Below are 26,318 nucleotides of genomic sequence, written 5' to 3'. Positions count from 1 at the left end.
GAACATGAATACCGCAATATCCCCACCGTTATCGCAGCCTGAACTCTTTCCGGTGTCGGTCATGGCTCAGCATGGTTGCCTGCTCCCCGCGACATCCGGATTGACACCCTATGCCCAACGGACCATTCGCCGGGCTATCAACCTGCTGGATAAATATCTGCGCCAGCCCGGCATATCTTTTACCTCAAGTACTGCTGCCCGTGACTGGCTTCGGTTACAGCTGGCAGGACAAGAACGGGAAATGTTTATGGTGCTCTATCTTGATAATCAGCATCGTTTACTGGAGAGCGAAACGCTGTTTGCCGGTTCAGTTAACCATGTCCAGGTCCATCCCCGCGAAGTAGTGAAGTCAGCGCTTCGCTTAAATGCTGCAGCTGCCGTGCTGGCGCATAACCATCCATCCGGTGATCCCGAGCCCAGCCAATGCGATCGCAATATTACGGGCAGGCTTAAAGATGCCCTGGCACTGGTTGATGTGAACACGCTCGATCATCTGGTCATCGGCTCAGAGGGCATTGTGTCGTTCGCGGAGCGAGGCTGGATATGAAAATCATCAGTAAACGCCAGGCAATGACCCTGTACCGGCAACATCCTGGCTCCCGGCTGTTTCGCTTCAGTACAGGAAAATATAAATGGTCAGGCAGTATCTGCCATTATGCTGGCCGCGAGGTGGAAGATATACGCGGCGTTCTGGCCGTATTTGCTGAACGCCGTCAGGACCGCAATGGTCCCTATGTCATTCTTCGAAGTGTCACTCTCAATTAATCTTTCCCTTTAATCAGGAACAATAATGAACAATCACTCAGAATCTGGTGACAAGCCGGAGAATCCAGCCTGCCAGCAGTGGGGGCTAAAGAGTACGATCACCCCCTGTTTTGGAGCTCGTCTGGTACAGGAAGGCAGCCGGGTGCATTTTCTCGCTGACCGCGCCGGATTCAACGGTACTTTCAGCGACGAGCATGCGTTGCGCCTCGACCAGGCCTTTCCGTTGATACTCAAGCAGCTGGAGCTGATGCTCACCAGCGGAGAACTCTCCCCCCAGCATCAGCACTGTGTCACCCTATATTACAACGGGCTTACGTGCGAAGCCGATACACTTGGTAGTTGTGGCTACGTATACATCGCCATTTATCCCACTCAACGTTAATTACTTTCACGAGAGAAAAAATGAAATTTCTACCTGCAACAAATATGCGGGCGGCGAAGCCATGCCAGTCGCCTGTGACTATCTGGCAAATGCTGCTTGCACGCCTGCTGGAACAGCATTATGGCCTGACACTCAACGACACACCATTTAGTGATGAGACGGTAATTCAGGAACATATCGATGCCGGTATATCTTTGGCCGATGCTGTTAATTTTCTGGTGGAAAAGTACGGGCTGGTTCGTACCGATCGCAGAGGGTTTAGCTGGCAAGAACAAACGTCATATCTCACGATTATTGATATCATGAGGGCCCGCTGCGATCTGGGTTTATTAAATCATAATTAGTCTGATGCTAATGGTGTCGCTGCTTTCGCAGTATGCTTGCCATTTGCTATCATCTCGCTTCCTGCTGATTTATCGACAAAGGTAATTACTTGAATTCAAAGTCTCTGTGCTTTGGGGGTATCTTTGGGGGTATAAGTTAAGATATAACTTGAAAATTCTGTATTTTTCAGGTACTTGTTTGGTTTGTTCTACTCCCTTCGCCCGCTCCAATTTCAAGTCTCCTGAAGTCTACCCAACTCATTTTTACCTTGAAAAATCAGCGGTTATAGCTTTCTGTTAGTCTATTGAACTCCGACGGAGGACTCCACTTTGGTTGCCGGATCGGCGTTTTGCGCTGCTGGCGCTGGAGTCGTAGCGTTTAGTGATATTTTCGCACTTATCCTGTTTCCGCAGGATGAGTGATTTTACGCAACCGGCTCGCGCTGACTACGACCGATACCGCAGAGGCCGCGGCGGCGCTCCACAGCGCAACATGAATTGCCCTTTCATCTGCTGCCAGCAGAACGGCTACGGCGGCGGCTCCCAGGCACTGCCCGAAAGTGCGCATAATGGATAAAACACCGGACGCATAACTCGCGTGCTCACGAATAACGTTTGAGAGCATTTCCCGGTTATTGGGACTCTGAAAGCAGCCAAACCCTATTCCGCACACCAGACTTCGCAGACAGATATCCCACATTGAAGGGCTGGCGGGTAACGTCGCCAGCAGGATCAAACCGACGACAAATATTACCAGCCCCAGGGTGGATATCGCCGGGGCTGATATCGTGTCCGCCCAACGGCCTGCATGCGGCGCAATCAGCACGATCCCTAATGGCCACGGCGTAAACAGCAGGGCAGACACTACCGGACTGTAGCCGTATTCGCTCTGAAACAGGAAGGGTAGCGCAATAAAGGTGATCCCCTGGCTGACAAAAGCAATCATCGACGTGAAGGCCGCGAGGGTAAAACGTTCATTTTTAAACATGGTCGGCGGCAGTAAGGGATGACCCGTGCGGCGGATTTGCCAGATAAAAGCCATGCCGCTCAGCGCAGCGAGAGCCATCCAGCAAAGGCTGCCGAATTGATAAGTGGCGTTCTGTAGGCTGTTCGCCGCCATGATCGTCGAACCCAACAGCAGCGCCGACAATATGGCGCCCAGGGTGTCGAAGGGCGCCTGCATACGGATCGCATCCCGCGGCAGCGCTCTGACCGCCAGCAGTAAGGCGAGGGTGCCGGGAAGAACGTTTATCGCAAACAGCCATTGCCAGCTCAGGGTGTGAAGGATCGTACCACCCAATACCGGGCCGATAGCGGAGCTGGAGGCAATGAGCAGGGCATGGAACCCCAGAATGCGGCCAAGTAATCGTCCGGGAAATACGGACCTGAGTATTGCGGGGGCAATACTCAGCGTTGCCGCGCCGCCGATCCCCTGAAGCACGCGCATACCGATAAGCACTTCGGGCTTATTCGCCAGCGCGCAACCCAGTGATGTCAGGGTAAAGGTCGTCAGGCCCGCCAGAAATACGGGGCGATAACCCAGACGGGCCGCAAGCGCCGCGAATATCGCCAGCGTCATCGCAGCCGCCAGCAGATACCCGTTGGCGAACCAGACGGCAATACCGGCAGGTACCTGCATCTCCTGAGCCATTGAGGGCAGGGCAATGTTGATCATGGTGCCATCAAACACGCCCATTAAGGTGGTGGTCATTATTGCGGCCATCACCCGTGCGCGCGCCGGCCCAGGCAGTCCTTCGTCGCCGGGTTGGCTGGAAAAGAGCGTCATCATTTGTCCTCTGAGAAGAGTGTATGGATGACAAAACTATAAAGATGGCTTTTACCAGGCGGAAGGCGCACTATTTTCACTTTATTGTTGCATCAAACGCCTTATCTTGATGTGCTGGGAGAAAGGGTAATGTCTGATCCCGATTTTAATTTGCTGGTAGCTCTCGACATATTGCTGAGTGAAGCGAGTGTCGCAGGTGCGGCACGTCGTCTGAACCTCAGCACCTCGGCCATGAGCCGAACATTAAGCAGATTACGCGATGTCACAGGAGACCCGATTCTGGTGCGCGCCGGGCGTAACATGGTACTGACCCCGTGGGCCGAAGCGACCCGGGATCGCGCCAGGCGTGCAGTGCACGAGGCCAGGGCAGTATTGCAGCCCTCAACGGAAACGTTCTGCGCGCGAAGTCTGGCGCGTCTTTTTACCATCAGGGCAAACGATGGTTTTGTAGTGGCGTTTGGGCCTGCGCTCATCGCAGCGGTTGCCGACGCCGCGCCTGACGTCTGTATACGCTTCGCGCCTAAGCCGGAAAAAACGTCGCGCTATCTTCGGGAAGGGCTGGTTGATCTGGAGATTGGCGTTCAGAGTAATATGGGGCCAGAAATACGGCTGCAACGACTGTTTGAGGATCGGTTTGTTGGCGTCGTGCGTAAAGGGCACCCGCTGGCTAAGCAGGCAGAAATAGGCGTGGGTGATTATGTCGCCTGGGGCCATGTGGTAGCGTCACCCGAGGGCGCGTTGCACGGATCCGTTGACGATGCGCTGGCCGAACTGGGGACAAAACGTAAAATTGCGAGCGTCGTACCGGGATTTCCGACAGCACTGTCCGTGGCGCTGGAATCGGATCTTATCGCCATGATACCCGCACTCTATTTACTCAATCAGCAGGTAACGGACCAGGTACACGTTTTCGAGCTGCCGTTCAAAAGCCGTCGTATTACGGTATCGCAGATGTGGCACCCAAGGATGGAACGCGACCCCGGTCACCGCTGGCTGAGAAAGCAAATTCTTGCGATATGCGGTGGGGGGAGGTCAGTCATGGCCTGACCAAATAGACATGTCCGCGCTACAGTCTCGCCACAGCGATCGCTGCTTTCAAAGGATGAGACTCATGACGGCATACGGAACGGAAATTTTCTCAATGAGCGATCTGAACAGATTCACGATCGAAGTCTCCATACTTCGATAGACCGTTTATGTTCTTTCCGTGAGACCTAATCGAAAGCCCTCGTGGTACCTTTAAATTAACAATTAACGACGAATAAAGGACAGCTTCCCTGTCCTTTATTCTTTTTTATTCAGTTTTGCTCTCGCGCGATCGCAATACCTCACCGACCACAGGAGCAGCGGTAAACGCATTTGGCCATCCCGCGTAGAACGCCGCCTGGGCAACCACTTCTCCGGCCTCTTCAGCCGAAAGCCCATTATCCATGGCTCTGTTTAGGTGGTAGCCAATCTGCGCGCTCTGTCCGGCGGCGATTAACGCGCTGACCGTCACCAGGCTTCTGTCGCGGGGCGTTAGCGCGGGCCGTTGCCAGAGGTCGAGAAACAGCGGGTCGGCGGTAAATTTAACCAGGCCAGGTGAAATGGGGCCGACATTTTTTTCGACGGTGTCTGCACGCTGTTTCTCTACCTGTTCATTGAGGGGCAGCAGCGTCGGCGACGCGGCGGGGAGGGACTCTGCCGTCACGCCCCTGGCTTCAAAGATGGCTTTAGCGACGCTGACGGCTGACATCGCATTGGGCCAGCCAGCGTAGAAGGCGAGGTGAGTAATGATCTCTGACACTTCCGCTGGCGTCACGCCGCTATCGAGCGCGACGGCAATATAGTGCTTCAGCTCTCCTGGCTGGTTGCGGGCAATCAGCATCGCCATGGTCACGATGCTACGGTCGCGGGCGGACAGGGCGTCACGTTGCCAGAGGTCGTTGCTGATGGCCTCGCGGCCGAAGCGCGCCAGCGCCGGCGACACCGCTTGAATATCAGCGTCCGTAAGGGTAGAAGGGGTAATTTTCATCATAGCTTCATCTCTTTGTTCGTTGGCATAAGCAAAATCAGACAGCACAAGCGACAAGGCTGCCGCGGCAATCACGTTTTTCATATTTGCTCCTTTCCGATCCACAGGGCGGATCGTTAGCGCGTCCACACCTGAGGATGGTCTTTGGCTTGCGGCGTGTTTTGCGCCATCACGCCTGTGAGGAAGTGCGGCTGATAGGCTTCTTCCAGATAGCGGATTTCTTCCGGGCTCAGTTGAAGGGCTACAGCGTTGACCGCGCCGTCAACATGATGCTTTTGCGTGGCACCGACCACCGGGGCGGTGACTTTAGTCAGCAGCCAGGCCAGCGAAATTTCGGTCATGGAGACCTGATGCCGTTCGGCAAGTTCGGCGACGCGGGCAATAATGCTCCGATCCTGCTCTGCCGTGCGGTCGTATTTGCCCCGGGCATAATCATCTTCCACCGCTCGCCGCGTGTGGCCTTCTAAGCGGGCGAGACGGCCGCTGGCCAGCGCGCTATAGGGAGTCATCGCGATATTATCTTCCGCGCACAGCCCGAACAGCTCTCGTTCGTCTTCACGCATAATCAGGTTGTAGTGGCTCTGCACAGAAACAAAGGACGTGAGCCCTTCGCGTTCGGCAAGGGCGTTCGCCTTCGCCAGCTGCCAGGCATAACAATTGGAAATGCCAATCGCGCGCACCTTGCCGGCGGCGACAGCGGCATGCAGCGCCTCCAGCACGTCGATAACCGGGGTGTTGTAATCCCAAATGTGGTAAATGTAGAGGTCGATGTAGTCCATCCCGAGGTTTCGCAGACTCTGGTCAAGCGAGCGGGTGATCGCCTGTTTTCCGCTGATCCCCCCGGCAATCTGGGCAGCGGTTCGTGGCAGAAACTTGGTGGCCAGCACCACATCCTCGCGTTTTGCCATCTCCCGCAGCGCCCGGCCAACGTACCGTTCGCTGGAGCCGTTCTGATAGGCGATGGCGGTATCGTAAAAATTGATGCCCTGTTCCAGCGCGTAGCGGATGATCTCCCTGCTGGCTGTTTCGTCCAGCGTCCAGCGATGCTGGCCCGTTGACGGATCGCCAAACCCCATACATCCCATGCAGATGCGGGAGACCAGTAAGTCACTCTTCCCGAGCCGGGTATACTGCATCTTTATTTTCTCCCTTTGGGTTATTCCACCAGAGTTTTAAGCCGTGCGATCAGTCTGGCCGCGTGTTCCCGGGCACGCGTTTTTTGCTGAGCGATTTTGTCGGCATCCCGGTCGGCGTAGCTAATGCCGCAGGTATAAACCGGCGCCAGCAGCTCAAGATTGCACAGCCTGGCCGTGGTCTCGAAGGGAAGGAGATACTCCTCAATGGCATGGCCAAAGAAACCGTCAGCGGTATAGAGCGTCTGTGGCGCTCCCGTGGTGAAGGAGAGGATCAGCTTTTTACCACCCAGTTTCGCCGTTGAGCCATGGGCGAAGCCGTGGATAAAGACCTCGTCCAGCCACTGTTTCATTAACCCGGGCAGCCCATACCAGCTAAAGGGAAACTGCCAGACAATCACATCCGCCTGCAGCAGGCTTTCCTGCTCTGCGGCGATGTTGAATTTGCCGTCCGGATAGAGCCAGTCCAGACGACGGATTTCCGCATCAGGCAGGGCGGTCGCCAGCTCATCGAGGATGGTGGCGTTGGCGATGGAATGGTTAAGATCCGGATGCCCGGAAACGATAAGGATATGAGGCTTTCTCATCGTTACTCCTGAGGTTTAAATTCGGCAGAGAAGAGGTTTTCCCAGTTAATAAACGAGCCGAGTGGAATACACTCGAAGGTTAATAAACCCGCCTTCGCCAGCGGAAATTCGGCCATGACGTTATTCGCCTCTTCCACGGTGTCGCACTCGAGGAAAATAGCGACGCCGGGTCGGTCCTGACGGAAATAGATGTCGCGGATAAAGCCAGATTTATACAGCCCCCAGGCATGGAGGGCTTCCGCGGTAAGGTGCGGCGCATAGTGTTCCAGCGTTGCGCCGGGCGCGGGGATATCCAGACATAAAATTCGCATCGTTGTCTCCGGAAAGTCGTTATCAGCGGGAAGAGACAAAAGTATACGAGCCACAGGGAGTGAAGATTAGGCGGTCATTGACTTAAGAATATTTAGCCTGTACTTAATAATCAGGCGAGACTGTCGCAAGGAGATGCTATGAATAACGCCCTTTATAATCAAATACGCATCTTTCAGAGCATTGCGCGCGAAGGCAATATCTCGGCCGCGGCGAGGAAATTAGAAATCACGCCGCCGTCCGTTAGCAATGCCCTCAAGTTGCTGGAGGAGCATATCGGTCATCCGCTTTTTGTGCGTACCACCCGGCGAATCGAGCTGACGGAAACTGGCCAACAGTTGCTGGAGCAAACCGCTGCGGCGGTCGAGGTTCTGGAAACATCGCTGGAGAGCCTCCGCGATCAGAATCGGGAACCCTCCGGGGCGGTGAGAATTACGCTCTCGCGCTTTGCCTACCTGCTTATTCTTAAACCGGCGATGGCGGCTTTCTGTCAGCAATACCCGGGGATCCAGCTGGAAATATCGGTCTATGACGGTACCGTCAATATCATTGAAGAACGATTCGACCTTGGGATCCGCTTTGGCGATATTCTCGAAGGCGGGGTGGTCGCCCGCCCGTTAATGAAACCGTTTCGCGAAGGGTTATATGCCTCCTCAGCCTATCTGGCCGAATATGGCGTGCCTGAGTCGCCCGCCGATCTCAGCCATCACCGGCTGATTGGCTATCGCTTTATTACCAACCACCGTATCCTGCCGCTGATCCTCAATGACCACGGCGAGCAACTCACCGTGGAGATGCCGGGGCAGTTAATCAGCAATGATATTGACGTCATGGCAGACGGTATCCGCCATGGACTGGGGATTGGCCGCTTGTTTGAACCTATCTGGCGGCTACAGCCCGATCGTGAACAGTTTCTACCGGTGATGGAGGACTACTGGAAAACCTATCCGCCGGTTTATCTCTATTACCCGAAAAACGCGGGTAAAACGAAAAGGGTGAAAGCCCTGATTGATTTTCTGATAGCGCATACCGCGGCATAAAGGCTATTTTGCGTGCGAAATGTCTGAAGACACCGGCACTGTCTTTCCCTCTGCCTTAACCCTATACTCCCTGCGGATAAAGCAGTTTTTTATCGCGGTGTAACGGCTTATCCCATCGTCAACGCGATGGGCGGGGAATTTCAATAAGGGAGAGGCAGCAATGGGCAGACGCTTAATGGTCTGTGTGTTCGCGCTGGTGGCGTTTTCAGCCACTGCAGCGCATGGCCATCACGGCCAGTCGGTAATATCGAGCGCCGACGGCGGCAACGGTTCGGACGGCGGCAGTAGCGATAACTCCTCAGGCAGGGCAGGGTGCCCGGGCGGCACCGATCCCGATAAGCACGGCCATTTTTACCTGCCCGGCACCCGCGAACCCTGCAATCCTGGCCCTCAGGATGCAGAGAAAGTCGGGTCTTCCCGCTAGCGTTCAGCTCAGATCGTGCAGCGCTTTGTCCAGCGGCGGGGAAAGCTGAATATCCCGAAATGCAACCGCCAGTCCGCCGCGCTCCGGTGAGCAGCACATGACGCCGGCTTTTACCGGGCCTGGCGGAAAGTAGCCAAGACGCAGCAGCGGCCAGCGCTCGCCGTCGGTCGAATACTGCAGCCTTAACGCATCGCCTTTGCGGGTCAGCCGTAGCCAGAAAGTGCGCGGGTCGCCGGGGAAAAGCCCGGTGGCCCAGTCGGAGTGGGTTAACGTCAGCACGCTGCCGATGGCCGGGGCATCGTCATTAAACTCAATCCCCGCCTTCAGCCAGGTCTGCTCGTCCGCCATCATCATCAGCCCGGCCTGGTCGTAAAGCGTGGTGAAATCCGCACAGATTTTTGCCTGCAGGGTAAAATCGCCCTCCACCTCAGCGGCATAAAGATGGCCGGAGAAGCGTTCGAAGCCATACCAGGTATGGCGCCAGAAGTCGGTATGCTTATCGGTGACCACCGTCAGGCCGTCGGCATCGCGGTGCCACTCGGCAGGTTCATTAATCCAGTGAAAGGATGGCTGCATTTTTCCTCCGGAACAGGCTTATAACAGCGACTGCAGCGCGGGCGACGCCATGCTGGCCTCAAAGGGAATAATCTCCGTATGGGCGAGGCCCAGCTGCTGGAAGGGATCCTGGCCCAGACGCGATTCCAGAATTTCCCGGCTGTCGCATTTCGCCAGAATCACCCCGCCGGTACGAGGAATACGGCGGCCGGAGGCGAGAAAGAGGCCGTCAGCATAGCATTTTTTGAGCCATTCGACGTGGGCGGGGATCGCGTTGTCAATCTCTTCGAGCGGTTTTATATACGTTAAAACAACTACATAAATCGTACTCATCCTGAAAACCCTGTCAATCCGATGGGATCTTCAGCCTGACACATTTCAATGATGGATAAAAGAAAGCGCGGCATTTTTGCGTGCTATTGAGCAGGAGGCGCGTGTTGCAACTGCAGGGAGATTTATCGCAGCTGTGAAAAAAACATATATGTATTTTCGAATGTATATTGATCTTTAATCGTGGTCCCGTATGCTGTCCGTCACGCTTGAGGAGAAACCATGTCTTTATTACCCCTGCAACTGTTCAAAAACCTCGCCGATGAAACCCGGCTGGGGATCGTGCTGTTGCTCAAGGCGCGGGGAGAGCTGTGCGTGTGCGATCTCTGTACGGCGCTCGCCCAGTCCCAGCCCAAGATCTCCCGCCATCTGGCAATGCTGCGGGAGAGTGGGCTGCTGCGGGATCGAAAACAGGGTAAGTGGGTCCATTATCGCCTCTCTCCGCAGATGCCGGCCTGGGCGGCGCAGGTGATTGAGCAGGCCTGGCTAAGTCAGCAGGACGATGTGCGGCTGATGATCAGCAGACTGACCGACGGGCCAGGTTGTCGGTAAAAAATTTATCTTGTCATATATGATTTTTCGAATGTGATTGGTGGAGGAACGATGTTGCTGGCAGGTGCGATTTTTGTCCTGACCCTGGTGCTGGTGATCTGGCAGCCGCGGGGGTTAGGGATCGGCTGGAGCGCGGCCTTTGGCGCGGCGCTGGCGCTGGTCACCGGTGGCGTACAGATAGCCGATATCCCGGTGGTGTGGCATATCGTCTGGAATGCCACCGCCACGTTTATCGCCGTGATCATTATCAGCCTGCTGCTCGACGAGTCCGGCTTTTTTGAATGGGCCGCGCTACACGTTTCCCGCTGGGGAAGAGGGCGGGGTCGTCTGCTGTTTACCTGGATTATCCTGCTCGGCGCGGCGGTGGCGGCGCTGTTTGCCAACGACGGCGCGGCGCTGATCCTCACGCCCATCGTGATTGCCATGCTGCGGGCGCTGGGGTTCAGTAAGGGAACGATGCTGGCCTTTGTCATGGCTGCCGGGTTTATTGCCGATACCGCCAGCCTGCCGCTGGTGGTGTCGAATTTAGTGAATATCGTGTCGGCAGATTTCTTTGCCATTGGCTTCAGGGAGTACGCTTCGGTGATGGTACCGGTCGATCTCGCGGCGATCCTCTCCACCCTGGCGATGCTGCACCTGTTCTTTCGCAAGGATATCCCGCCGGCCTGGGATATGGCGTTACTGAAAGCACCGGCCACGGCGATAAAAGATACGGCGACGTTCCGCACCGGCTGGGGCGTGCTGCTGTTGTTGCTGGTCGGCTTTTTCGTTCTTGACCCGCTGGGGATCCCGGTCAGCGCCATCGCGGCGCCGGGAGCGGGGATCCTGTTTGCTGTCGCGAAGCGCGGGCGGGTGATAAACACCGGCAAGGTGCTGCGCGGCGCCCCATGGCAGATTGTGATCTTCTCGCTGGGGATGTATCTGGTGGTGTATGGCCTGCGAAACGCCGGATTAACGGATTATCTGACCACGGTGCTAAACATGCTGGCGGAGCGCGGGCTGTGGGCCGCGACGCTGGGCACCGGTATCCTGTCGGCCTTCCTCTCTTCGATCATGAATAATATGCCCAGCGTGCTGGTCGGCGCCCTGTCGATTGATGGCAGCGCGGCAACAGGGACGATCAAAGAGGCCATGATATATGCCAACGTCATCGGCTGTGATCTGGGGCCGAAAATCACGCCGATTGGGAGCCTGGCCACGCTGCTCTGGCTGCATGTGCTGACGCAGAAGCACATCACCATCGGTTGGGGTTATTATTTCCGCTGCGGCATCATCATGACCCTGCCGGTGCTGCTTGTGACGCTGGCCGCGCTGGCGCTGCGTCTCTCTTTCAACCAGCCATGAGAACGTGCTATGAGCATCACCATTTACCATAACCCTGAATGCGGCACCTCGCGTAATACCCTGGCACTGATCCGCAACAGCGGCGCTGAGCCCACCATTATCTATTATCTGGAGACGCCGCCGTCGCGCGATGAGCTGCGCCAGCTGATCGCCGCGATGGCGATCCCGGTGCGGGCGCTGCTGCGGCAAAACGTCGAACCCTACGATGCGCTGGGCCTGGCGGAAGACCGGTTTACAGATGACCAGTTAATCGACTTTATGCTCCAGCATCCGATCCTGATTAACCGCCCGATCGTGGTGACGCCGCGGGGCACCCGACTCTGTCGCCCGTCAGAGGTGGTGCTGGAGATCCTGCCGGCGCCGCAAAAAGGCGCCTTCGTGAAGGAAGACGGTGAGCGGGTCATTGATCGGGCGGGGCAGCGTGTGAAATAGCGCGCAAAATGGCGCCGGCTATAGCAGCCGGCAAGCCTTGTAAATCCTGCCGCACGGTTGGCTCTCCGGGGGTAGCACCTGGATGGCTTAACAATATTCTCCCTTAGCGCTATTTCTGCCTCCTCCGGCCCGTTTCCCTTACTTTTCCTGTCGTTATATGCCCTGCCCGCACCGACGGTTTTTGTCCTTTGTTAATCAATCAACTTACTGTTTTTAATAAATAAAATTATGTATTCTGCACAATGGCATAATGTCAACGTTGTTTACGTTTTTGCGAACATTAAATCTATAAAACTAGATGTTTGTCGACTTTTCATCTAAAAAGGAACGGTAAGGGGCTGGACAAAACCACTGCATGGTTATCAAATGGTTAAAAATGCTCGTATCTGATGTTAAGACAAACAAATTATAAATCGTCAGCCCGCTTTATACGGTTAACTTGCGCTGCGGCGCACCTTTTCTGGAGAATTTATGCATTCCTCTGTTAATAAAAACGAAAGCCGTACCTTTTTCGGCCATCCTTATCCGCTGGGCTCCCTGTTCTTCACTGAAATGTGGGAGCGTTTCTCGTTTTACGGGATCCGTCCCTTACTGATCCTGTTTATGGCGGCGACGGTTTACGACGGCGGGATGGGGCTGGCGCGGGAGAACGCCTCGGCGATCGTCGGGATTTTTGCCGGCAGTATGTATCTGGCCGCGCTGCCGGGCGGCTGGCTGGCGGATAACTGGCTAGGCCAGCAGCGCGCCGTCTGGTACGGCTCGATTCTTATCGCCCTCGGGCACCTGTCGATCGCCCTGTCGGCATGGCTGGGCAACGACCTGTTCTTTATCGGCCTGATGTTTATCGTCCTCGGTTCCGGGTTGTTTAAAACCTGTATCTCGGTGATGGTCGGTACCCTGTATAAAAAAGGCGACGCGCGCCGCGACGGTGGTTTCTCGCTGTTCTACATGGGGATCAACATCGGCTCGTTTATCGCGCCGTTAATCTCCGGCTGGCTGATTAAATCCCATGGCTGGCACTGGGGCTTCGGCATCGGGGGGATCGGGATGCTGGTGGCGTTGATCATTTTCCGTCTCTTTGCCGTACCGTCGATGAAGCGTTATGACGCGGAGGTTGGCCTCGATTCCACCTGGAACAGCCCGGTGGCGAAAAAGAATGGCGTTGGGGCGTGGCTGCTGGCGCTGGCCCTGGGAGTGGCGGTGCTGGTCACGCTCATTAGCCTGGGCACGATCGTGATTAACCCGGTGGCGGTGGCCAGCGTGCTGGTCTATGTGATTGCCGCCTCCGTGGCGCTCTATTTCATCTGGCTGTTCGTCTTCGCCGGCCTGAGCCGTAAAGAGCGGGCGCGCCTGCTGGTATGCTTTATTTTGCTGGTCTCGGCGGCCTTTTTCTGGTCCGCGTTTGAACAGAAACCGACCTCCTTCAACCTGTTTGCTAACGACTACACCAACCGGATGATCGGCGGTTTTGAGATCCCCTCGGTCTGGTTCCAGTCGATTAACGCCTTGTTTATCATTCTGCTTGCGCCGGTCTTCAGCTGGGCGTGGCCAGCGCTGGCGCGCAAAAACGTCCGTCCGGGCAGTATGACCAAATTCGTCATTGGCATCCTGTGCGCGGCGGCGGGCTTTGGCCTGATGATGCTGGCGGCGCAGAACGTCCTCAACAACGGCGGGGCCGGTGTGTCGCCGCTGTGGCTGGTGGGCAGCATCCTGATGCTGACGCTCGGCGAACTGTGCCTGAGCCCGATTGGTCTGGCGACCATGACCCTGCTGGCGCCGGAGAGAATGCGCGGCCAGATGATGGGGCTGTGGTTCTGCGCCAGCGCGCTGGGTAACCTGGCGGCGGGGCTGATTGGCGGTCATGTGAAGGCCGATCAGCTGTCGCTGCTGCCGGACCTCTTTGCCCGCTGTTCTATCGCGCTGCTGATCTGCGCCGCCGTACTGGCCGTGCTGATTGTCCCGGTCCGCCGGATGCTGGAGAACAGTCAGTCCAGCGCCGCGCAAAAATCCGTCAGCAACGCCTGACGCGATCCCCAGGCCGGTCCCCCGGGACCGGCTTGTTTTTTGTCCAACCCCCGCCTCAGCTGTGCAAAATCCCCTTTTCTGAATGCGCGATGTCCCATAACGTGAGCGTGTTCTTTGAAATCACGTCGCTTTCCGGTCCATAGTGTAGTCAGGTTTACTATGTGGTTAATATAAGGACACACCTATGCCAGCAGTCATTGATAAAGCATTGGATTTCATTGGTGGTATGAATACGTCTGAGCCAGTACCACAGTCTATGGATGAAAGTACCGCGAAGGGAATTCTCAAATATTTGAAAGAACTGGGCGTGCCAGCCAGCCCGGCCGATGTCGCTGAGCGCGGTCAGCAGCAGGGCTGGAGCGCCGGGTTTACCGACAAAGTGGCGGAGTGGGCTGAACGGGTCGCCGCCGGCGAACGGCTGGTGATTAAGCATCCGGAATTCTTTTCCACCTACATGCGCGAAGAGCTGCGCGCCCTGGTGTAATCGCCGCGCATCAATCCCGCGTCTTCTGTTAAATGCCTTCCCCATCCGGGAAGGCATTCTTGCTGATGACAAACCTGTTTGGTTATTGTGCCCGCCTTTCTGCCGGGCGGCGGCTTCGCCTTACCCGGCCTACGAAAGGCAGCAATATCAAACCGTTATGCGGTTGGCTGTAGGCCCGCGCAAGCGCAGTGCCGCCGGGCAATCCCTGAAGATTGCCCTTTGGCTGCAGTTTGAATGCCTTCCCCTCCGGGGAAGGCATTTTTGTTACTGGCCGCGGTAGCCGCCGCCCAGGGCTTTGATCAGGGTAATGTCGGTGCTCAGCCGCTGGGCCTCAATGTCCAGCAGCAACAACTGCTGGGCAAGAACCGCCCGTCGGGCCTCTTCGGCGGCGTAGCGGCTGAGCAGGCCGCGCTGATAATGGGCGCGAGCGCTGTCGGTGGTGGTCTGCGCCGCGGTGACCTTCAGCTGCTGCAGCGCACGCTGCTGATTCAGGTCGTTAAGCTGGCTGGAGCTGATGGCGACATCGCGAACCGCGTCCAGCACCGCCTGGTTGTACTGTTTGATCAGAATATTGCTGGCGGTGCGCACCGACTGCAGATTGGCGTTCAGACGACCGCCGTCGAAGATCGGCAGATAGAGCCCGGGCAGCAGGTTGATCTGCTGGAAAGAGGACTTAAACAGATCCCCGACGCTCAGGGCGTTATAGCCCCAGAACGCTTTGATATCAAAATGGGGATAGAAGGCCGCTTTCGCCGCGTCGACCTGGCTCAGGGAGGCGGTCACGTACCCGCGCAGCGCCTGCAGGTCCGGGCGGCGGGCCAGCAGCTCGAAAGAGAGCGACGGCGGTAGCGTCTCCTGGAGCGCAGGCAGCGCTACCGGATGGATCGCCGGCATGCTTTGCGCATCGGCGCCGATCAGCGCCCGCAGGGTTTCACGATACTGGGTCAGCATCCCCTCGGCGCTAATGATCTGCTGGCGGGCGGCGAGCTGTTCGGCCTGGGCGTTGGCCACGTCCACACTATCCTCCACACCGCGTTGGGTCCGGTGCTCGTGGGCCGCCACCGAGAACTGGGCAATGCCCTCCAGCTCCTGCAGCAGCGCGATTTTCTGGAATGTCGCCTGCATGGCGAAATAGAGCTGCGCCACGCTGCTGGCGATGTCGAGCTCAATGCCGGCGGTCTCCGCCAGCCGGGCGTTTTTCTCGCCAATGGCGGCGGCGACCCGGGCGCGATCGGCTCCCCAGAGATCGATATTCAGCTGTGCCCCGACGCCAACGGTGTTCAGCGTATACCACGGACCGTTCTTATCCACCGGCAGGGAGTAGGAGTAGGGCCAGCTAAAGGATTTGTCGGTGATCCGCAGGCGGTTTTGCGCCGCGACGGCGGTGGCCTGCAGGCCCATCGCCGACTGGGCGAGTTCCACCGTAGACTGCGACTGGGAGATGCGCAGCCGGGCGGCCTGCATGGTCGGCGAATTCTGCAGCGCCCGATTGATCAGCATATTGAGCTGAGGGTCATCGTAGGCCTCCCACCAGCGGGCTGCCGGCCAGTTGCTGTTCGCCAGGTGGATCACCTGCGCCAGCTGGGCCTGCTGCGGATTGACGATGGCGACCTGGGCAGGCTCGTCCTGAATCAGCGCGCAGCCGCTGAGCAGCGTCAGCGTCAGGGTAAGGAGAGTGTCGCGCAGCCGCGCGGAGAAAGGAAGGATCATCATGACGTTTTAGCCTGTTGCTCAGTCGCTATCGGTGTCGGGCCCCAGTCGGGCAGGGTGGCCAGCGCGGCGGCCAGCGCCGGGCCAAAGGGGTTAGTCAGGTCGGTGGCCAGCGGTTCGGCAGGGGCCGTTGCCTCCTGTTCGATACGTTCGGCGTAGCGCCGCAGCTGTTCGGCGCAGCGGGCCAGGGTCGGGTCTCCCGGCGCGGCGTTGAGCCGGTATCCTTCGCTGAGGCGGGCGATCTCCTCGGCCCGGGCGAGGGTGGCGCGCATCGGCCAGTTTTTCGCCTGGGGCCAGGGGTGGGCATACGTGCCCAGCGGTTCGGCGCGAACCCGATGGATAAGCGCTTCGCTGTCGGTGAAGGCGACAAACAGAGGGGCCAGCGGCACCGCATCGTGCGGGGCGGCGAGGCAGTCCGCCAGCCGGCGATAGAGTCCGGCGAGGCGCGATTTCAGCTGCGGCGCTTCGCTGTCCGGCCAGAGATATAAATGGACAATGGAGGAGACCAGCACCCCGAGCAGGATACCCAGCACCCGGTCCCGTAGCTCGGTGAGGTTAGTCAGCGGACCAAACCAGCTGAGGAAGGCCAGCGCAAAGGTGAAGCCAATCTGGATCCCGGCGTAGGCGATACGCTCCGAACCGGCGGCAATCCAGGCCGCCAGCGCCAGCACTGGCAGGGACATCGCCAGCAGCCCCGACAGCGAGTCGGTCCAGGGCTGGACAAAAACGATTAACAGCAGCGCCAGCAGAGTGGCGAACAGCGCGCCGCCGATGCGCAGCCACGTCTTTTGCATCGTGGCGCCCAGCCCGGGCTGGGCGACGATCACGCAGCTCAGCATAATGGTATGCAGTCCCTGCCAGTCGGCAGCGGTATAGAAGACATAGCAGATTAGCGTCGCCAGCAGGGTCTTGAGCGCAAAATGGAGATACGCCGGGTTGCGCCAGGCGTCCGGCGCTAGCAGGGGCGGCTTCTCCACCTCGCCCTGTGGCAGAGCAACGGGCTCACCCTGGGCCAGCCGCTGCAGAAGGGCTGCCATCTCCTGCAGAACGGCGCGATTGACGCCGCGGCCGCTGAGCGCCAGGGGAGGAATAGCGCCGTCAAACGGCCCCTCGCTGAGGGCACTCTTCAGCTGCAGCACCGCCTGCGACAGCCGCAGGCGATCGTCGCTATCGGCCTCGTCCGCTTGCAGCAGCGCCGCCAGCTGGTAGCAGCGCAGGGTGGCGGCCAGCCGCGAGCGCCAGGCCTGGGGATCGGCGGCGATCTCCGGCGTCGCCCGGCTGGCCTGGGCGAACAGCGACTGCAGCTGGTTGAACTGCGCGGCGGTCTCGCCGAAGGTCGGTGGCGCTTCAGCGTCCGGGTCTGCCAGCCGGCTGGCGACCGCCTGCAGCATCTCCGCCAGACGCGCCTTAAACTGGTTGCCGGGAAAGGCCTGCTGAAAACAGGCGTTGACCAGCAGGGTGACGAGGATCGCGGTGTTAATCGCCACCCACAGCCAGAGCAGCAGCCGCACCAGGATTTCGCTCTGGCTGGTCATCGACGGGAAGGTTTGGGCGTAAATCACCGCCAGCGCCACCACGAAAAAGGCCAGTCCCAGCTTGCCCAGCACCCGCATTAGATAGATGGCGCAGAAAAAGAGCGCCACGGAGGCCGCCAGGCGGATCAGCGGGTAGTCATAGGTCCACTTGATGATCAGCAGCACGCCGCCGAGCGCCACGCTGACGGTGACAAAAAAGACCACGCTGACTAACTTAATCATCAACACGTTAGGCTGGCTGACGTAGAACACGACGATCAGCGCGACGGCCAGAAAGGGGATCTGCAGGGTCATGAACAGGGTGATGAGCACCGCACAGCTCAGCGTCAGGCGCAGCGTGTAGCTGGCGCGTCCCGGTGCGTCGCGCAGTTCCTGGCGTAAAAAATGGGCGAGAGGAAACATCGCGTCGCCCGACTACGGCTGCAGCACGGCGCTGGCCGAGGCGCCCATGCGGAACAGTTCCGGATCGGGATCGCTGACGGCGATTTTCACCGGGAAGCGCTGCGAGACGTGGACCCAGTTAATGCTTTTCTGGATCAGCGGCAGGCCTTCGATGACGCTCCCGCCTTCGGGCAGGACGCCGGAGCCGACCGAATCCACCACCCCGTTAAAGGTCCGGTTGTGGTTGGTCATCACGGTGATGCGCGCCGCCACCCCAGGGTGCACGTTGTTCAGGTCGGTTTCGCGGAAGTTAGCGATCACATACCAGCGGTCGTCATCCAGCAGGGTGAAGACTGGCTTCAGCGCCGAAGCGTACTGGCCGACGGTGGTTTTCAGCGCCACCACCACGCCGTTGAACGGCGCGCGCACTTCGGTGAATTCCAGATGCAGTTCGGCGAGGGCGATTTGCGCCAGGATCCCGGCGCGTTGCGCCACCATGGCATCCACGCCGGTCACAGCCGCCGAGGCCTGTCTGGCCTGCAGCAGCGTGGCCTCCAGCTCCGCCCGCGCCGCTTTCTCGGCGGTGCGCGCCTGATCGAGATCTTCCTGCGAGGCAAACCCCTGCGGCACCAGCGGCTCAAGGCGGATGCGCGTGGAGGTGGTCTGCTTGACCAGCGCTCTGGCGCGCTCGACGGCGGCCGCCACCGACTGGGCGTTATACTCCTGCGCTTTGATGGTGCGCTGGGTCAGCATAATCTGCGCGTCGAGGGTCGTCAGCCGCGCTTTCGCGTCATCGAGCATCGCCTGATAGGGGCGGGGGTCGATGCGGAACAGCAGATCGCCTTTTTTCACCCGCTGGTTATCGCGAATGGGCATCTCCACGATGCGCCCGCTGACCTCGGGCACCACATCGATGGTATCGGCGTAGACATAGGCGTCATTGGTCTCTGGCGACGTTTGCAACTGCCAGATAACCAGGATCAACGCCAGGATGGCGGCCAGGACCAGCGCCAGCAGAGGCCATTTCTTGCGTAACAGGGGAGTGCGGGAAGTAGTCATAAGCGATCAGTGAACAAAAAACAGAAACCACAGCAGTGTGGCGAACAGGAACATCAGCGCGACATAGCTGAAGACCAGGGGAGAAAAGCGAGGCTGCCAGCCTTTACGGGTAATCAGGATATGGCAGGGGATCAGTAAAAACGCCCCGCCCAACAAGCAGAAAAACCAGCCGGGGAATGCGGCGCCCAGTACCGGGATCGCTGGTGAGAGTGAGCAGCCGGTTAGCGGCAAGACGAGCAGTAGCCGCGCTGGGCGGGCTATGGTGGCAATATGATTCAATGGAACATCCCTGAGTGCTCTTACCAGTGTGTCATGAGTGTAATCGCCTCGTTGCGGGAATGAAAGTCAACCGTTCGTTGACTGCGGGATCCTTGCGCGCCGGGAGAGGGGGAGGATGCGCAAAATCGCTCTCCTCACGCCCATTACCGACTTGCGCATAGTCAGCCGTCAAGCGGAGGACTATGCTTAGCCTGAAAGTCATAAAACAAGACCGAGGCAATGTCATGGATAAGGAATTACTGGAAGCCGGCTACCGGGCCTACACCGGGGAGAAAATCGACGTCTACTTTAATACGGCGATCTGTCAGCATTCCGGGAACTGCGTGCGCGGCAGCGCGAAGCTGTTCAATCTCAAGCGTAAGCCGTGGATCATCCCGGATGAAGTAGATGTCGCGACGGTGGTGAAGGTGATCGATACCTGCCCGAGCGGCGCGCTGCAATATCGTCATAAATAAGCGAGGAGAAGATGGAAATACTGGAAGGGCACAACAAATTTTATGTTAACGACGCGCAGGGTAACCAGGTCGCGGAGATTGTTTTTGTTCCCACCGGCGAACACCTCAGCATTATCGAACATACCGATGTCGATCCCAGCCTGAAAGGCCAGGGGGTGGGGAAACAGCTGGTGGCGAAGGTGGTGGAAAAAATGCGCCAGGAGCAGCGGAAGATTATTCCTCTCTGCCCGTTTGCCAAACATGAATTCGATAACACCCGTGAATACGACGATATTCGCGCCTGACGTACCGGCACCGGTGTAAACCGGTGCGCTTTTCTCTCGCCAGCGAATCCACGCCTTTAGTCACTCATCGCTTCCCCTCATGCCCGGACAAACGCCGACCGTGAGTTTGCTGATGAACGAGGCGGCTGCCTGTGCGGAAAGCGAGGGGCCAGATGCGGGTGATATTCCACCAGCTTTTTCACCCCCGCCAGCCGCTGAGCGTAGAGCGTTTTCTGGCTCAATCCGAGACGTTGCGACTGCTCGCCTATCGTCTGCCCTTGCAGCAGGGCGAGGAGCGCTTTGAGCTCGGCATGACTTAATCCAGCGGCCCGTTTTCGGTGGATCAGGGCGGCTTCACTGGCAAGGCGTTCAAGCCGCGGCGCGTTCTTCAGCCGATGGATCAATTGCGCGCAGGGGAGGTCGGCAGGAGCGGCATGGACGTTGCGCAAACGATCCGGATGGCTCACCTGATAAAGCAGCGTTCGCCACAGCCAGATGGCCGGGCTGCGGCTAAGCATCAGCATCGGCAACGGGCGTGATGCCTGGTCGAGCAGCCTGGCCGCCTGGCGCAGTGTGGTGAGCATCCACAGTGGATCGTCAGGAAGAAAGACCACGATCCGCTTCACCGCGGCCAGCTCCCGCAGAGAGACGCCCTCCACCGGCAGCACGACGGGCCGCTTCGCCGCGTTGTGCATCAGCTGGCTCAACCCACGGGCGGCCAGCGAGCAGGGAGAGAGGATGTACTCGGTCATCATTGATAGACAAAGGTAATGCCGATGATCGACTGCACGTTGCCGGCGGTGACCTGGCCTGTGGTCCGGGCGTAGGTCGCCGTCAGGCCGAGATTGACCGGCGAGGTTCCGACGGTGCCCAGTGAGACCGTGCTGTTCGCCGGCACGGCGCTGCCGTTGCGGGTAAGCTGGACGCCTATCCCTTGCGCCGGCGAGGCGGAGGCGGTGTTAGTGAAGATCGCGTTAGCGCTGTCCGCGGTGGCGCCGGAGAGGTAATACCCCAGCTGTTGGCTCTGCGCGCAGTGCACGGTGAGCGGCACGGCCATGGAGCCCGGGTAGTCGGGGAGGGTGACGGTGACATCGCGGGCGGAGACATCGCAGCCGCCGGTGGGGACCACCACGTCGTTATTGGCATAGATATTCCAGATGAACTGGAAGGAGTCGCTATTGTAGTTGTTGGTCTGATGCAGGATCAGCACCGCGATTAACGATCCTGCGGTGATCGCCACCCCGCCGGCGGTGCTGACCGGCGTCAGATACAGGACGGCCGGCCAGGGCTTATCGGTCCGGGAATCGTAAATCACCCGCGCCGTTTCCGTGGTGGTCGGGAAGGGGTAAGAGGTGCCGTTATATTTCACGGTGCCAGAGAAACTCGACAGCACACCGCCATAGGCGGATCCGCGCTGCAGGGTCACGTAGTCAGTGATCGTTTCCGGATAGTCGTTATGGCAAAAAATCTGCGTGGAGAGGTCGACCACCAGGTTTTGCCCGACGTTGACCGCCGGGGTCAGGTTAACGTAGACGTTGGCTGAGCCGCCGCCGATGGGGATCGTCGCGCCGGTGGCCGTTTTGCAGGCGAAGGACCAGGCGTTCATCGACCAGCCCAACAGCAGCAGGGTGGTGAATAAAGGGATAATTTTTTTCATCATGATGCTCTCCTGGCTCAGGCGTAGGTATAGGTCACGTTAATCACCGCCTGAATGGTGCCTTGCGTGGCGCCGCCGTTGACCGACAGGGCCCTGACCTGCAACGGGAAGCGGGCGGACTGGCTGGCCTCATCCACCTGTACCGACTGGCTGCTGCCATTGTTCAGCGTGGTGCCATCCTCGCTCTGCAATTCGAGCTGAATATTGCCCGCCGTCCCCTGGTTTTTGTAATAGCCGGTGCTGTCCGCGGTCCCGCTGAAGGTGGCCTTCACCCGTGAGGTACCGACGGGGCAGTTGCTGAGATCCAGCGCCACGCTGTGCCAGGCCGATGCCGAGCCTGCGCCAATCAGGCTGAAGGTGTAGAGATCGCCCAGCTCGACGGTGGCATTGACGGTGGAGACCGTGCAGGGTCTGGCCACCACCTTCCCGTTGACGGTAAGGGTGACGTCGGCCGACCGCAGGGAAGGGCTCGCGGTTAACAGGCCGGCCAGCAGCCAGCCCACGTGGGTCCATTTCATTTCAGCCTCCACTTACTGAAATTCCAGGGTGAATGTTGCTGTCGCATTGACATGCCCGGGCGTGACGGGCACCTGCGTGGCCATCAGACGGGCGTAAAAGTTCAGGATGTTGGTCTGGCCCGGCGTCAGCGTGGTCCAGGCGATGGCTGACGACGGGGCATTGACAGGCAGCCGGGACTGCTGCTGGTCGAGAATGTCCACCCCCATTCCCGCCGCCGCCGAGGCGCCGGCGTCAAGTTTTAACAGGCTGGTATTGACGCTGTCCGCCACGCCGGTGAAGCCGACCTTCACCGCGGTGACGGAAGTGCCGCAGGGCGATAGCACGATACGGAACGGCACCGGCGGGGTCGTCGCCCCGACGGCGTAAAACTGCTTCGCGGCGTTGTCCTGCAAATCGACGGTGAAATCCTTCGACTCTCCGGCCACCGCGCAAGCGTTGTCGCGCACATAGCCGCTGATGGCGATCGTGCTGTCGGCAGCGAAGGCCAGCGGCGCGAACAGAGCGAGCAGGGCGCTCAGCAGAAACTGCGGTGTTCTCATCATCATCTCCTTAGCGACACGCGACGGACAGCTGGCTGAGCGACTGCTGCTGGCTCTCCGGCGGCAGACGATAATCGGCCACGCACTGGGCGTCCGGGCCATCGCCCCATTTCACCCGCACCTTGCCCGCCAGCGGCATCCCGCTGAGGTAGACCTGACCGTTATCCGCGACGATGCTGCCGCTCTGGTTGCTGTCGCTGGTGGCGAGGGCGCCAAACGGCACCGGTTTGCCGCGATGGGTCAGCGTCATCAGAATCTTCATTCCCACCTGGGCGTTAAAGCTGGCGCGGACGATCGCCCCATGGGTAGGCACCACGCCGACCACTGCATCGTCAAGATCGACATTGTCGGCCAGGGTATTGGTGTCCAGCGCGACCCGGTTTTCGCGATACTCGGTGGCATACGGCAGGACGGCATACCCGCGCCAGTCGGTGCGCACCCCGGTCTGATTTTCTACCTTCACGCCGCCGGCGCCGGGGGCTTTCACCAGCACTACGGTATCGTTCAGCGGCTGGCTCAGGGTGATGCCGTTGGCGTGCGCCAGCACGCCGCCGCTGACCCCGTAGTAGAGCTGTTTGAAACCATCGCTGCGGCTGTAGCCGACGTTGGCGTTGCCGTAGCCGCCGCGGTAGTTGAGCGCGGTATAGCCGGTGCTCCCGCTGTCGCCGTTGCCGCCGCCCGCATAGCCGGTCTGTACGCTATAGCTGAGGTTATTGTCTTCCAGCAGGGTGCCGTACAGGCCCGCCAGATTGGTCATGCGGCCATTGAGATCGTGCGACAGGCTGTAGCTGGCGCTGGCGTGCCGCCAGACCGAACGGCTATCGGAACGCAGCCAGTGGCTGAAGGGGATATTGACGTTGACCGCCAGCATCTGATCGCGCCCCTGCTGCCATGCATTTTTCGTCAGGCTGTAGCTTAGCGACCAGTTGATATCGTCTACGGCGGCGTTGAGGCCGGCCTGCAGTTGCTCATCGGCATCGTCGGTGCCCCAGTAGGTCTGGTGGCTGCCGCTCAGATAGAGGGTGGCGGTGCGCCCCAGCTGTTGGGTCACGCTCAGCTGCACCTTACCGCGCTTGCTGTAAGCCAGATTGTAGTAGTCGGTAAATTTGGGTTTCACCTGGATAACCCCGTCCTGGGTTTCCACGCTGTAGCCGCTCATCCGGCGGTAGGTGGTATCGGCAAAGTTATAGTAGCCGCGGGTGGAGTAGCGGTAGCCCACCAGCTGCAGGTTGGTGCCGGTCTCATCCAGTGACTTGTTATAGAGAAAACGCACCGACTGTCCCTGATGCTCGCTGTCGTCAGGCAGGGTGGCGTTGGCCTGGGTGATATCCAGCGATAAGGCGCCGAAATAGCCCATGTTTTTCCCCACCCCGAGGTTAAAGGCGCGATAGCGGTCCGCCAGCTGGGTGCCGCCGTACAGGGTCCAGCCGGCCGGCAGGCCATGCATGGCCGTGCTCTGGAAAAAATCGGGCGTTTCCTGCTGGCTGTTGCCGCTGCGGTACTCCCCGGCGGTGAGGGCGAAGCGGGTATGGCCTTCGCGCTGCAGCACCGGCACCGTTGACCAGGGCACGCTGAAGACCTGGCGGGTGCCATCCGCTTCTTTAATGGTGACCTGCAGATCGCCGCCGTTGCCCGCGGCGTAGAGATCGTCGATGGTAAACGGCCCCGGCGGCACCGTGCTCTGGTAGATTTCGTAGCCGTTTTGTTTGACTGACACCTGCGCGGTGCCGCGGGCGATCCCGTGGATCACCGGCGCGAAGCCTTTCTGGCTGTCCGGCAGCATATTGTCATCCGAGGCCAGCTGCGCGCCGCGGAAGTTGATCCCGTCGAAGACATCGCCGTTGGTGTAGCTATCCCCGAGGGTAAGCCGCGAGCGCAGGGAAATAATGTCCCGCTCAAGCCAGCTGTTGACGTGCTGCCAGCGGTTCTCATTGGATGACGCGCTGCCGCCGCTGCTGTAACTCCAGGTGCTGTTGTCGCGCAGGCGCCACGGACCGAAGTTCAGACCGCTCTGCAGGTTCAGATAGGCGTAACGGCTGTTGCCCCCGGTGGTGTTATGGACGTTATTACCGGTGAAGTTATAGTTAATCAGCCCGGCGGTGATGCCGTTATCCCATAGCTCCGGCGGGATATACCCGCGGGCGTGGCTGCCCATAAACGCCTGGGGTACGGTGAGATACAGGCGCTGTTGGCCGACATCGAAGCGGGTGGTGGCTTCGCTGATGAGCGTCGTTAGCGGCACGCAGGCCGTACTGTCCAGGGCCGCCATGCCCGTCACCCGTCCGGTATCCACCCCCATGCTCGCCAGCTGGCCGCGGGTCAGGCAGGGCGACAGGCCATGGCCTTGCGCATCGGCCTGGAAAGTGACGTCCCGGGTGGTCATATAGCCGTTATTGAGATAAATATCGACGCGATAGGTGCCCGGCGGGACCTCCTGGCCTTTTTCAAATCCCGACAGGTCTGCCACCGCCGCCGGATCGTCAGCTAAAAAGCGGGGGTTAAAATAGAGGTCCGCCTGCGCGGCGAACGGCTGTGAGCAGAGCCACAGCGTCAGCGCCGGCGTAATCAGGCGCCGGGCGCTTCGGCGACCCTCATGGTCCAGTCCATATTTTCGATGTGACATAATCCCTCCGGTCCGACGTTGCCCGGCTGTCAGTGCTTCTGGTCATGCGCAGCGTGGCCCGCGCGGCGGGGCACACCAGATTTAACGCAGTACGCCATTCATTTTCGGCGTCAGCGCGCCGTAATCGTTAATGGTGCGATAGGTGATGGTGTTGCCGGCATCCGCGGGCAGCTTGACGCTGGTTTTACCCATCGGCGGCACCAGGGCGTTTTCCAGAATGCGCGTTCCGGCGTTCAGTTCGGTCACCGTCAGGTAATAAGGGGTTGGATTCGTCAGCGTTAGCGACGATCCGTTGCGGCTAAAGGTCAGCTTGTCCGCCGCCTGATCCGGGGGCAGGGTCAGTTTTGCCGGTCGGTAGTAGAGCTTGATGCGGCTGATAATCGCCAACTGGAGGGTGTTGTCGCTGAGCTTCGATTTATCCATTGAGGGAATAGCCTTCACGTTCATCCAGAACAGGCTTTCCCGATCCTGCGGCAGCTGGTTATTGGTCGCATCGATAATGCGCAGGGTATTCTCTTTTTTGCCCTGCATGGCAAACAGCGGGGGAGTGATAACAAACCGGCCGTCTCGCTGCCCATCGGCATTTTCCACCCATGACTGAATAAGCCAGGTGCTGTTGTCGTCGTTATTGGTCACCGCCAGCTGGACCTGTTTCTGACCCGCCGGGTAGATGACCCGAGTCGCGCCCAGCGCGACGCCCGCGTGCGCGCTGGCGCTCAACGCGCCGGCGGCGAAAAGCACACATCCCGTCAGTATGCCGCGTATCGTCGTTGCTGTTTTTCTCACATTATCTCCTTGTCTGCTCACGGTGTT

At 59.0% G+C, this 26,318-nt stretch carries 30 protein-coding genes and 1 pseudogene; 14 read left to right on the top strand and 17 right to left on the bottom strand.

Translation table 11 applies throughout. From position 1 onward, the window contains the following. The first annotated feature begins 4 nt into the window (after positions 1-4). From radC to GQR96_RS20420, 4 genes are read left to right on the top strand one after another with little or no spacing between them, the layout of a single operon-like run. Positions 5-547 (top strand): RadC family protein, encoded by a 543-nt coding sequence (gene radC, locus GQR96_RS20435; protein ID WP_236948520.1) that lies wholly within the window; start codon positions 5-7, stop codon positions 545-547. Next, positions 544-765: a DUF987 domain-containing protein gene (locus GQR96_RS20430; protein WP_012543032.1), complete on the top strand. Its 222-nt coding sequence runs from the start codon at positions 544-546 to the stop codon at positions 763-765. The genes radC and GQR96_RS20430 overlap by 4 nt, the downstream gene beginning before the upstream one ends. Positions 766-790: 25 nt before the next feature. Next, the gene (locus GQR96_RS20425; protein WP_236948519.1) at positions 791-1,147 is read left to right on the top strand and encodes a type IV toxin-antitoxin system YeeU family antitoxin; all 357 of its coding nucleotides are present in this window, start codon (positions 791-793) and stop codon (positions 1,145-1,147) included. Positions 1,148-1,167: 20 nt separating this feature from the next. Beyond that, positions 1,168-1,491 (top strand): TA system toxin CbtA family protein, encoded by a 324-nt coding sequence (locus GQR96_RS20420; RefSeq protein ID WP_236948518.1) that lies wholly within the window; start codon positions 1,168-1,170, stop codon positions 1,489-1,491. A 376-nt stretch (positions 1,492-1,867) separates the two neighbouring features. On the opposite strand, the gene GQR96_RS20415 is transcribed toward GQR96_RS20420, so the two are convergent. Next, positions 1,868-3,256 carry an MFS transporter gene (locus tag GQR96_RS20415; RefSeq protein WP_049116114.1) on the bottom strand — a complete coding sequence of 463 codons (1,389 nt, stop codon included), beginning with the start codon at positions 3,254-3,256 and terminating at the stop codon, positions 1,868-1,870. 129 nt (positions 3,257-3,385) lie between these two features. On the opposite strand from GQR96_RS20415, the gene GQR96_RS20410 reads away from it, so the two are divergent. Further along, positions 3,386-4,303: a LysR family transcriptional regulator gene (locus GQR96_RS20410; protein WP_004205331.1), complete on the top strand. Its 918-nt coding sequence runs from the start codon at positions 3,386-3,388 to the stop codon at positions 4,301-4,303. A gap of 247 nt (positions 4,304-4,550) precedes the next feature. On the opposite strand, the gene GQR96_RS20405 is transcribed toward GQR96_RS20410, so the two are convergent. Genes GQR96_RS20405 through GQR96_RS20390 form a run of 4 tightly spaced genes read right to left on the bottom strand, consistent with a single transcriptional unit; the run spans position 4,551 to position 7,301 of the window. Continuing rightward, entirely contained in the window at positions 4,551-5,354 is an 804-nt protein-coding gene (locus GQR96_RS20405) for a carboxymuconolactone decarboxylase family protein (RefSeq protein ID WP_004205332.1), read from the bottom strand. Between the two features lie 32 nt (positions 5,355-5,386). Further along, positions 5,387-6,406: an aldo/keto reductase gene (locus GQR96_RS20400; protein WP_004205333.1), complete on the bottom strand. Its 1,020-nt coding sequence runs from the start codon at positions 6,404-6,406 to the stop codon at positions 5,387-5,389. Positions 6,407-6,426: 20 nt separating this feature from the next. Next, entirely contained in the window at positions 6,427-6,990 is a 564-nt protein-coding gene (locus tag GQR96_RS20395) for an NAD(P)H-dependent oxidoreductase (protein WP_032456595.1), read from the bottom strand. Between the two features lie 2 nt (positions 6,991-6,992). Then, positions 6,993-7,301, bottom strand: coding sequence for a hypothetical protein (locus GQR96_RS20390; protein ID WP_004205336.1), 309 nt, complete (start codon positions 7,299-7,301; stop codon positions 6,993-6,995). A gap of 138 nt (positions 7,302-7,439) precedes the next feature. Between GQR96_RS20390 and GQR96_RS20385 the strand changes: the two genes are divergently transcribed. Together GQR96_RS20385 and GQR96_RS20380 are read left to right on the top strand one after the other, a co-directional pair. After that, positions 7,440-8,339, top strand: coding sequence for a LysR family transcriptional regulator (locus GQR96_RS20385; protein WP_004205338.1), 900 nt, complete (start codon positions 7,440-7,442; stop codon positions 8,337-8,339). Between the two features lie 160 nt (positions 8,340-8,499). Beyond that, positions 8,500-8,763, top strand: coding sequence for a hypothetical protein (locus tag GQR96_RS20380; protein ID WP_004205339.1), 264 nt, complete (start codon positions 8,500-8,502; stop codon positions 8,761-8,763). Positions 8,764-8,766: 3 nt separating this feature from the next. Here the strand turns inward: GQR96_RS20380 and GQR96_RS20375 are convergent, their stop codons facing one another. Together GQR96_RS20375 and GQR96_RS20370 are read right to left on the bottom strand one after the other, a co-directional pair. After that, a complete protein-coding gene (locus GQR96_RS20375) occupies positions 8,767-9,339 on the bottom strand; it encodes a DUF1349 domain-containing protein (RefSeq protein WP_004205340.1) in 573 nt (190 codons plus the stop codon). An 18-nt stretch (positions 9,340-9,357) separates the two neighbouring features. Continuing rightward, positions 9,358-9,651 (bottom strand): YciI family protein, encoded by a 294-nt coding sequence (locus tag GQR96_RS20370; protein ID WP_004205341.1) that lies wholly within the window; start codon positions 9,649-9,651, stop codon positions 9,358-9,360. 219 nt (positions 9,652-9,870) lie between these two features. On the opposite strand from GQR96_RS20370, the gene GQR96_RS20365 reads away from it, so the two are divergent. The 5 genes from GQR96_RS20365 (at position 9,871) to GQR96_RS20345 (ending at position 14,485) form a co-directional block, all read left to right on the top strand. Then, a complete protein-coding gene (locus GQR96_RS20365) occupies positions 9,871-10,200 on the top strand; it encodes a metalloregulator ArsR/SmtB family transcription factor (protein WP_004205342.1) in 330 nt (109 codons plus the stop codon). Between the two features lie 51 nt (positions 10,201-10,251). Further along, positions 10,252-11,544, top strand: a complete 1,293-nt coding sequence (locus tag GQR96_RS20360) for an arsenic transporter (protein WP_050533783.1) — start codon at positions 10,252-10,254, stop codon at positions 11,542-11,544. Between the two features lie 9 nt (positions 11,545-11,553). Then, on the top strand, positions 11,554-11,976 hold the full coding sequence (gene arsC / locus GQR96_RS20355; protein ID WP_043520910.1) for a glutaredoxin-dependent arsenate reductase: 423 nt from the start codon (positions 11,554-11,556) through the stop codon (positions 11,974-11,976). A gap of 471 nt (positions 11,977-12,447) precedes the next feature. Beyond that, the gene (locus tag GQR96_RS20350) at positions 12,448-14,001 is read left to right on the top strand and encodes a peptide MFS transporter (RefSeq protein WP_065905389.1); all 1,554 of its coding nucleotides are present in this window, start codon (positions 12,448-12,450) and stop codon (positions 13,999-14,001) included. 184 nt (positions 14,002-14,185) lie between these two features. Further along, complete coding sequence (locus GQR96_RS20345) at positions 14,186-14,485, top strand: DUF1889 family protein (RefSeq protein ID WP_004205347.1); 300 nt, start codon at positions 14,186-14,188, stop codon at positions 14,483-14,485. Positions 14,486-14,749: 264 nt separating this feature from the next. Here the strand turns inward: GQR96_RS20345 and GQR96_RS20340 are convergent, their stop codons facing one another. Genes GQR96_RS20340 through GQR96_RS20325 form a run of 4 tightly spaced genes read right to left on the bottom strand, consistent with a single transcriptional unit; the run spans position 14,750 to position 19,449 of the window. Further along, entirely contained in the window at positions 14,750-16,198 is a 1,449-nt protein-coding gene (locus GQR96_RS20340) for an MdtP family multidrug efflux transporter outer membrane subunit (protein ID WP_048325651.1), read from the bottom strand. Next, positions 16,195-18,132, bottom strand: coding sequence for a multidrug efflux transporter permease subunit MdtO (gene mdtO, locus GQR96_RS20335; RefSeq protein ID WP_064795042.1), 1,938 nt, complete (start codon positions 18,130-18,132; stop codon positions 16,195-16,197). Before mdtO ends, GQR96_RS20340 begins: the two co-directional genes overlap by 4 nt. A 12-nt stretch (positions 18,133-18,144) precedes the next feature. Continuing rightward, the gene (gene mdtN / locus GQR96_RS20330; protein ID WP_004205352.1) at positions 18,145-19,170 is read right to left on the bottom strand and encodes a multidrug transporter subunit MdtN; all 1,026 of its coding nucleotides are present in this window, start codon (positions 19,168-19,170) and stop codon (positions 18,145-18,147) included. Positions 19,171-19,176: 6 nt separating this feature from the next. Beyond that, positions 19,177-19,449 (bottom strand): YtcA family lipoprotein, encoded by a 273-nt coding sequence (locus GQR96_RS20325; RefSeq protein WP_004205353.1) that lies wholly within the window; start codon positions 19,447-19,449, stop codon positions 19,177-19,179. Positions 19,450-19,673: 224 nt separating this feature from the next. Here GQR96_RS20325 and yjdI point away from each other — a divergent pair, with 224 nt between their 5' ends. After that, positions 19,674-19,904, top strand: coding sequence for a 4Fe-4S mono-cluster protein YjdI (yjdI, locus tag GQR96_RS20320; RefSeq protein ID WP_004205354.1), 231 nt, complete (start codon positions 19,674-19,676; stop codon positions 19,902-19,904). Between the two features lie 11 nt (positions 19,905-19,915). Further along, positions 19,916-20,188 carry a GNAT family N-acetyltransferase gene (locus GQR96_RS20315; RefSeq protein ID WP_002916201.1) on the top strand — a complete coding sequence of 91 codons (273 nt, stop codon included), beginning with the start codon at positions 19,916-19,918 and terminating at the stop codon, positions 20,186-20,188. A gap of 80 nt (positions 20,189-20,268) precedes the next feature. Here GQR96_RS20315 and GQR96_RS20310 read toward each other — a convergent pair. The 6 genes and pseudogenes from GQR96_RS20310 to GQR96_RS20285 all read right to left on the bottom strand — a co-directional run. Continuing rightward, a pseudogene (locus GQR96_RS20310) lies at positions 20,269-20,922 on the bottom strand (fimbrial protein); the annotation flags it as partial. Beyond that, complete coding sequence (locus tag GQR96_RS20305) at positions 20,919-21,824, bottom strand: fimbrial protein (RefSeq protein WP_004205356.1); 906 nt, start codon at positions 21,822-21,824, stop codon at positions 20,919-20,921. The gene GQR96_RS20305 and the pseudogene GQR96_RS20310, both read right to left, overlap by 4 nt. Positions 21,825-21,841: 17 nt before the next feature. Next, positions 21,842-22,327 carry a type 1 fimbrial minor subunit FimG gene (locus GQR96_RS20300; RefSeq protein ID WP_072500825.1) on the bottom strand — a complete coding sequence of 162 codons (486 nt, stop codon included), beginning with the start codon at positions 22,325-22,327 and terminating at the stop codon, positions 21,842-21,844. A gap of 27 nt (positions 22,328-22,354) precedes the next feature. Continuing rightward, positions 22,355-22,882, bottom strand: coding sequence for a type 1 fimbrial adaptor subunit FimF (locus GQR96_RS20295; protein WP_049092673.1), 528 nt, complete (start codon positions 22,880-22,882; stop codon positions 22,355-22,357). A gap of 10 nt (positions 22,883-22,892) precedes the next feature. Further along, entirely contained in the window at positions 22,893-25,505 is a 2,613-nt protein-coding gene (locus tag GQR96_RS20290; RefSeq protein ID WP_065905385.1) for a fimbrial biogenesis usher protein, read from the bottom strand. A gap of 81 nt (positions 25,506-25,586) precedes the next feature. Next, positions 25,587-26,291 (bottom strand): fimbria/pilus periplasmic chaperone, encoded by a 705-nt coding sequence (locus GQR96_RS20285; RefSeq protein ID WP_017899263.1) that lies wholly within the window; start codon positions 26,289-26,291, stop codon positions 25,587-25,589. Positions 26,292-26,318 lie beyond the last annotated feature (27 nt).

Origin of the sequence: Klebsiella sp. PCX, from assembly GCF_021869705.1 — a bacterium.
GTDB classification, from domain to species: Bacteria; Pseudomonadota; Gammaproteobacteria; order Enterobacterales; family Enterobacteriaceae; genus Klebsiella; species Klebsiella quasipneumoniae.
The sequence above is the reverse complement of the archived record's forward strand: the minus strand, read 5'-3'. Positions and strand labels throughout refer to the sequence as shown.

Excerpts from the sequence above, each read along its gene's own strand:
- GQR96_RS20350 (WP_065905389.1), top strand. The coding sequence starts at position 12,448 with ATGCATTCCTCTGTTAATAAAAACGAAAGCCGTACCTTTTTCGGCCAT.
- radC (WP_236948520.1), top strand. The coding sequence starts at position 5 with ATGAATACCGCAATATCCCCACCGTTATCGCAGCCTGAACTCTTTCCG.
- GQR96_RS20290 (WP_065905385.1), bottom strand. The coding sequence starts at position 25,505 with ATGTCACATCGAAAATATGGACTGGACCATGAGGGTCGCCGAAGCGCC.
- GQR96_RS20370 (WP_004205341.1), bottom strand. The coding sequence starts at position 9,651 with ATGAGTACGATTTATGTAGTTGTTTTAACGTATATAAAACCGCTCGAA.
- GQR96_RS20340 (WP_048325651.1), bottom strand. The coding sequence starts at position 16,198 with ATGATGATCCTTCCTTTCTCCGCGCGGCTGCGCGACACTCTCCTTACC.
- yjdI (WP_004205354.1), top strand. The coding sequence starts at position 19,674 with ATGGATAAGGAATTACTGGAAGCCGGCTACCGGGCCTACACCGGGGAG.
- GQR96_RS20405 (WP_004205332.1), bottom strand. The coding sequence starts at position 5,354 with ATGAAAAACGTGATTGCCGCGGCAGCCTTGTCGCTTGTGCTGTCTGAT.
- GQR96_RS20385 (WP_004205338.1), top strand. The coding sequence starts at position 7,440 with ATGAATAACGCCCTTTATAATCAAATACGCATCTTTCAGAGCATTGCG.
- GQR96_RS20420 (WP_236948518.1), top strand. The coding sequence starts at position 1,168 with ATGAAATTTCTACCTGCAACAAATATGCGGGCGGCGAAGCCATGCCAG.
- GQR96_RS20390 (WP_004205336.1), bottom strand. The coding sequence starts at position 7,301 with ATGCGAATTTTATGTCTGGATATCCCCGCGCCCGGCGCAACGCTGGAA.
- GQR96_RS20375 (WP_004205340.1), bottom strand. The coding sequence starts at position 9,339 with ATGCAGCCATCCTTTCACTGGATTAATGAACCTGCCGAGTGGCACCGC.
- mdtN (WP_004205352.1), bottom strand. The coding sequence starts at position 19,170 with ATGACTACTTCCCGCACTCCCCTGTTACGCAAGAAATGGCCTCTGCTG.
- GQR96_RS20400 (WP_004205333.1), bottom strand. The coding sequence starts at position 6,406 with ATGCAGTATACCCGGCTCGGGAAGAGTGACTTACTGGTCTCCCGCATC.
- mdtO (WP_064795042.1), bottom strand. The coding sequence starts at position 18,132 with ATGTTTCCTCTCGCCCATTTTTTACGCCAGGAACTGCGCGACGCACCG.
- GQR96_RS20295 (WP_049092673.1), bottom strand. The coding sequence starts at position 22,882 with ATGAGAACACCGCAGTTTCTGCTGAGCGCCCTGCTCGCTCTGTTCGCG.
- GQR96_RS20415 (WP_049116114.1), bottom strand. The coding sequence starts at position 3,256 with ATGACGCTCTTTTCCAGCCAACCCGGCGACGAAGGACTGCCTGGGCCG.
- GQR96_RS20365 (WP_004205342.1), top strand. The coding sequence starts at position 9,871 with ATGTCTTTATTACCCCTGCAACTGTTCAAAAACCTCGCCGATGAAACC.
- GQR96_RS20410 (WP_004205331.1), top strand. The coding sequence starts at position 3,386 with ATGTCTGATCCCGATTTTAATTTGCTGGTAGCTCTCGACATATTGCTG.
- GQR96_RS20430 (WP_012543032.1), top strand. The coding sequence starts at position 544 with ATGAAAATCATCAGTAAACGCCAGGCAATGACCCTGTACCGGCAACAT.
- GQR96_RS20360 (WP_050533783.1), top strand. The coding sequence starts at position 10,252 with ATGTTGCTGGCAGGTGCGATTTTTGTCCTGACCCTGGTGCTGGTGATC.
- GQR96_RS20315 (WP_002916201.1), top strand. The coding sequence starts at position 19,916 with ATGGAAATACTGGAAGGGCACAACAAATTTTATGTTAACGACGCGCAG.
- GQR96_RS20380 (WP_004205339.1), top strand. The coding sequence starts at position 8,500 with ATGGGCAGACGCTTAATGGTCTGTGTGTTCGCGCTGGTGGCGTTTTCA.
- GQR96_RS20305 (WP_004205356.1), bottom strand. The coding sequence starts at position 21,824 with ATGAAAAAAATTATCCCTTTATTCACCACCCTGCTGCTGTTGGGCTGG.
- GQR96_RS20425 (WP_236948519.1), top strand. The coding sequence starts at position 791 with ATGAACAATCACTCAGAATCTGGTGACAAGCCGGAGAATCCAGCCTGC.
- GQR96_RS20345 (WP_004205347.1), top strand. The coding sequence starts at position 14,186 with ATGCCAGCAGTCATTGATAAAGCATTGGATTTCATTGGTGGTATGAAT.
- GQR96_RS20395 (WP_032456595.1), bottom strand. The coding sequence starts at position 6,990 with ATGAGAAAGCCTCATATCCTTATCGTTTCCGGGCATCCGGATCTTAAC.
- arsC (WP_043520910.1), top strand. The coding sequence starts at position 11,554 with ATGAGCATCACCATTTACCATAACCCTGAATGCGGCACCTCGCGTAAT.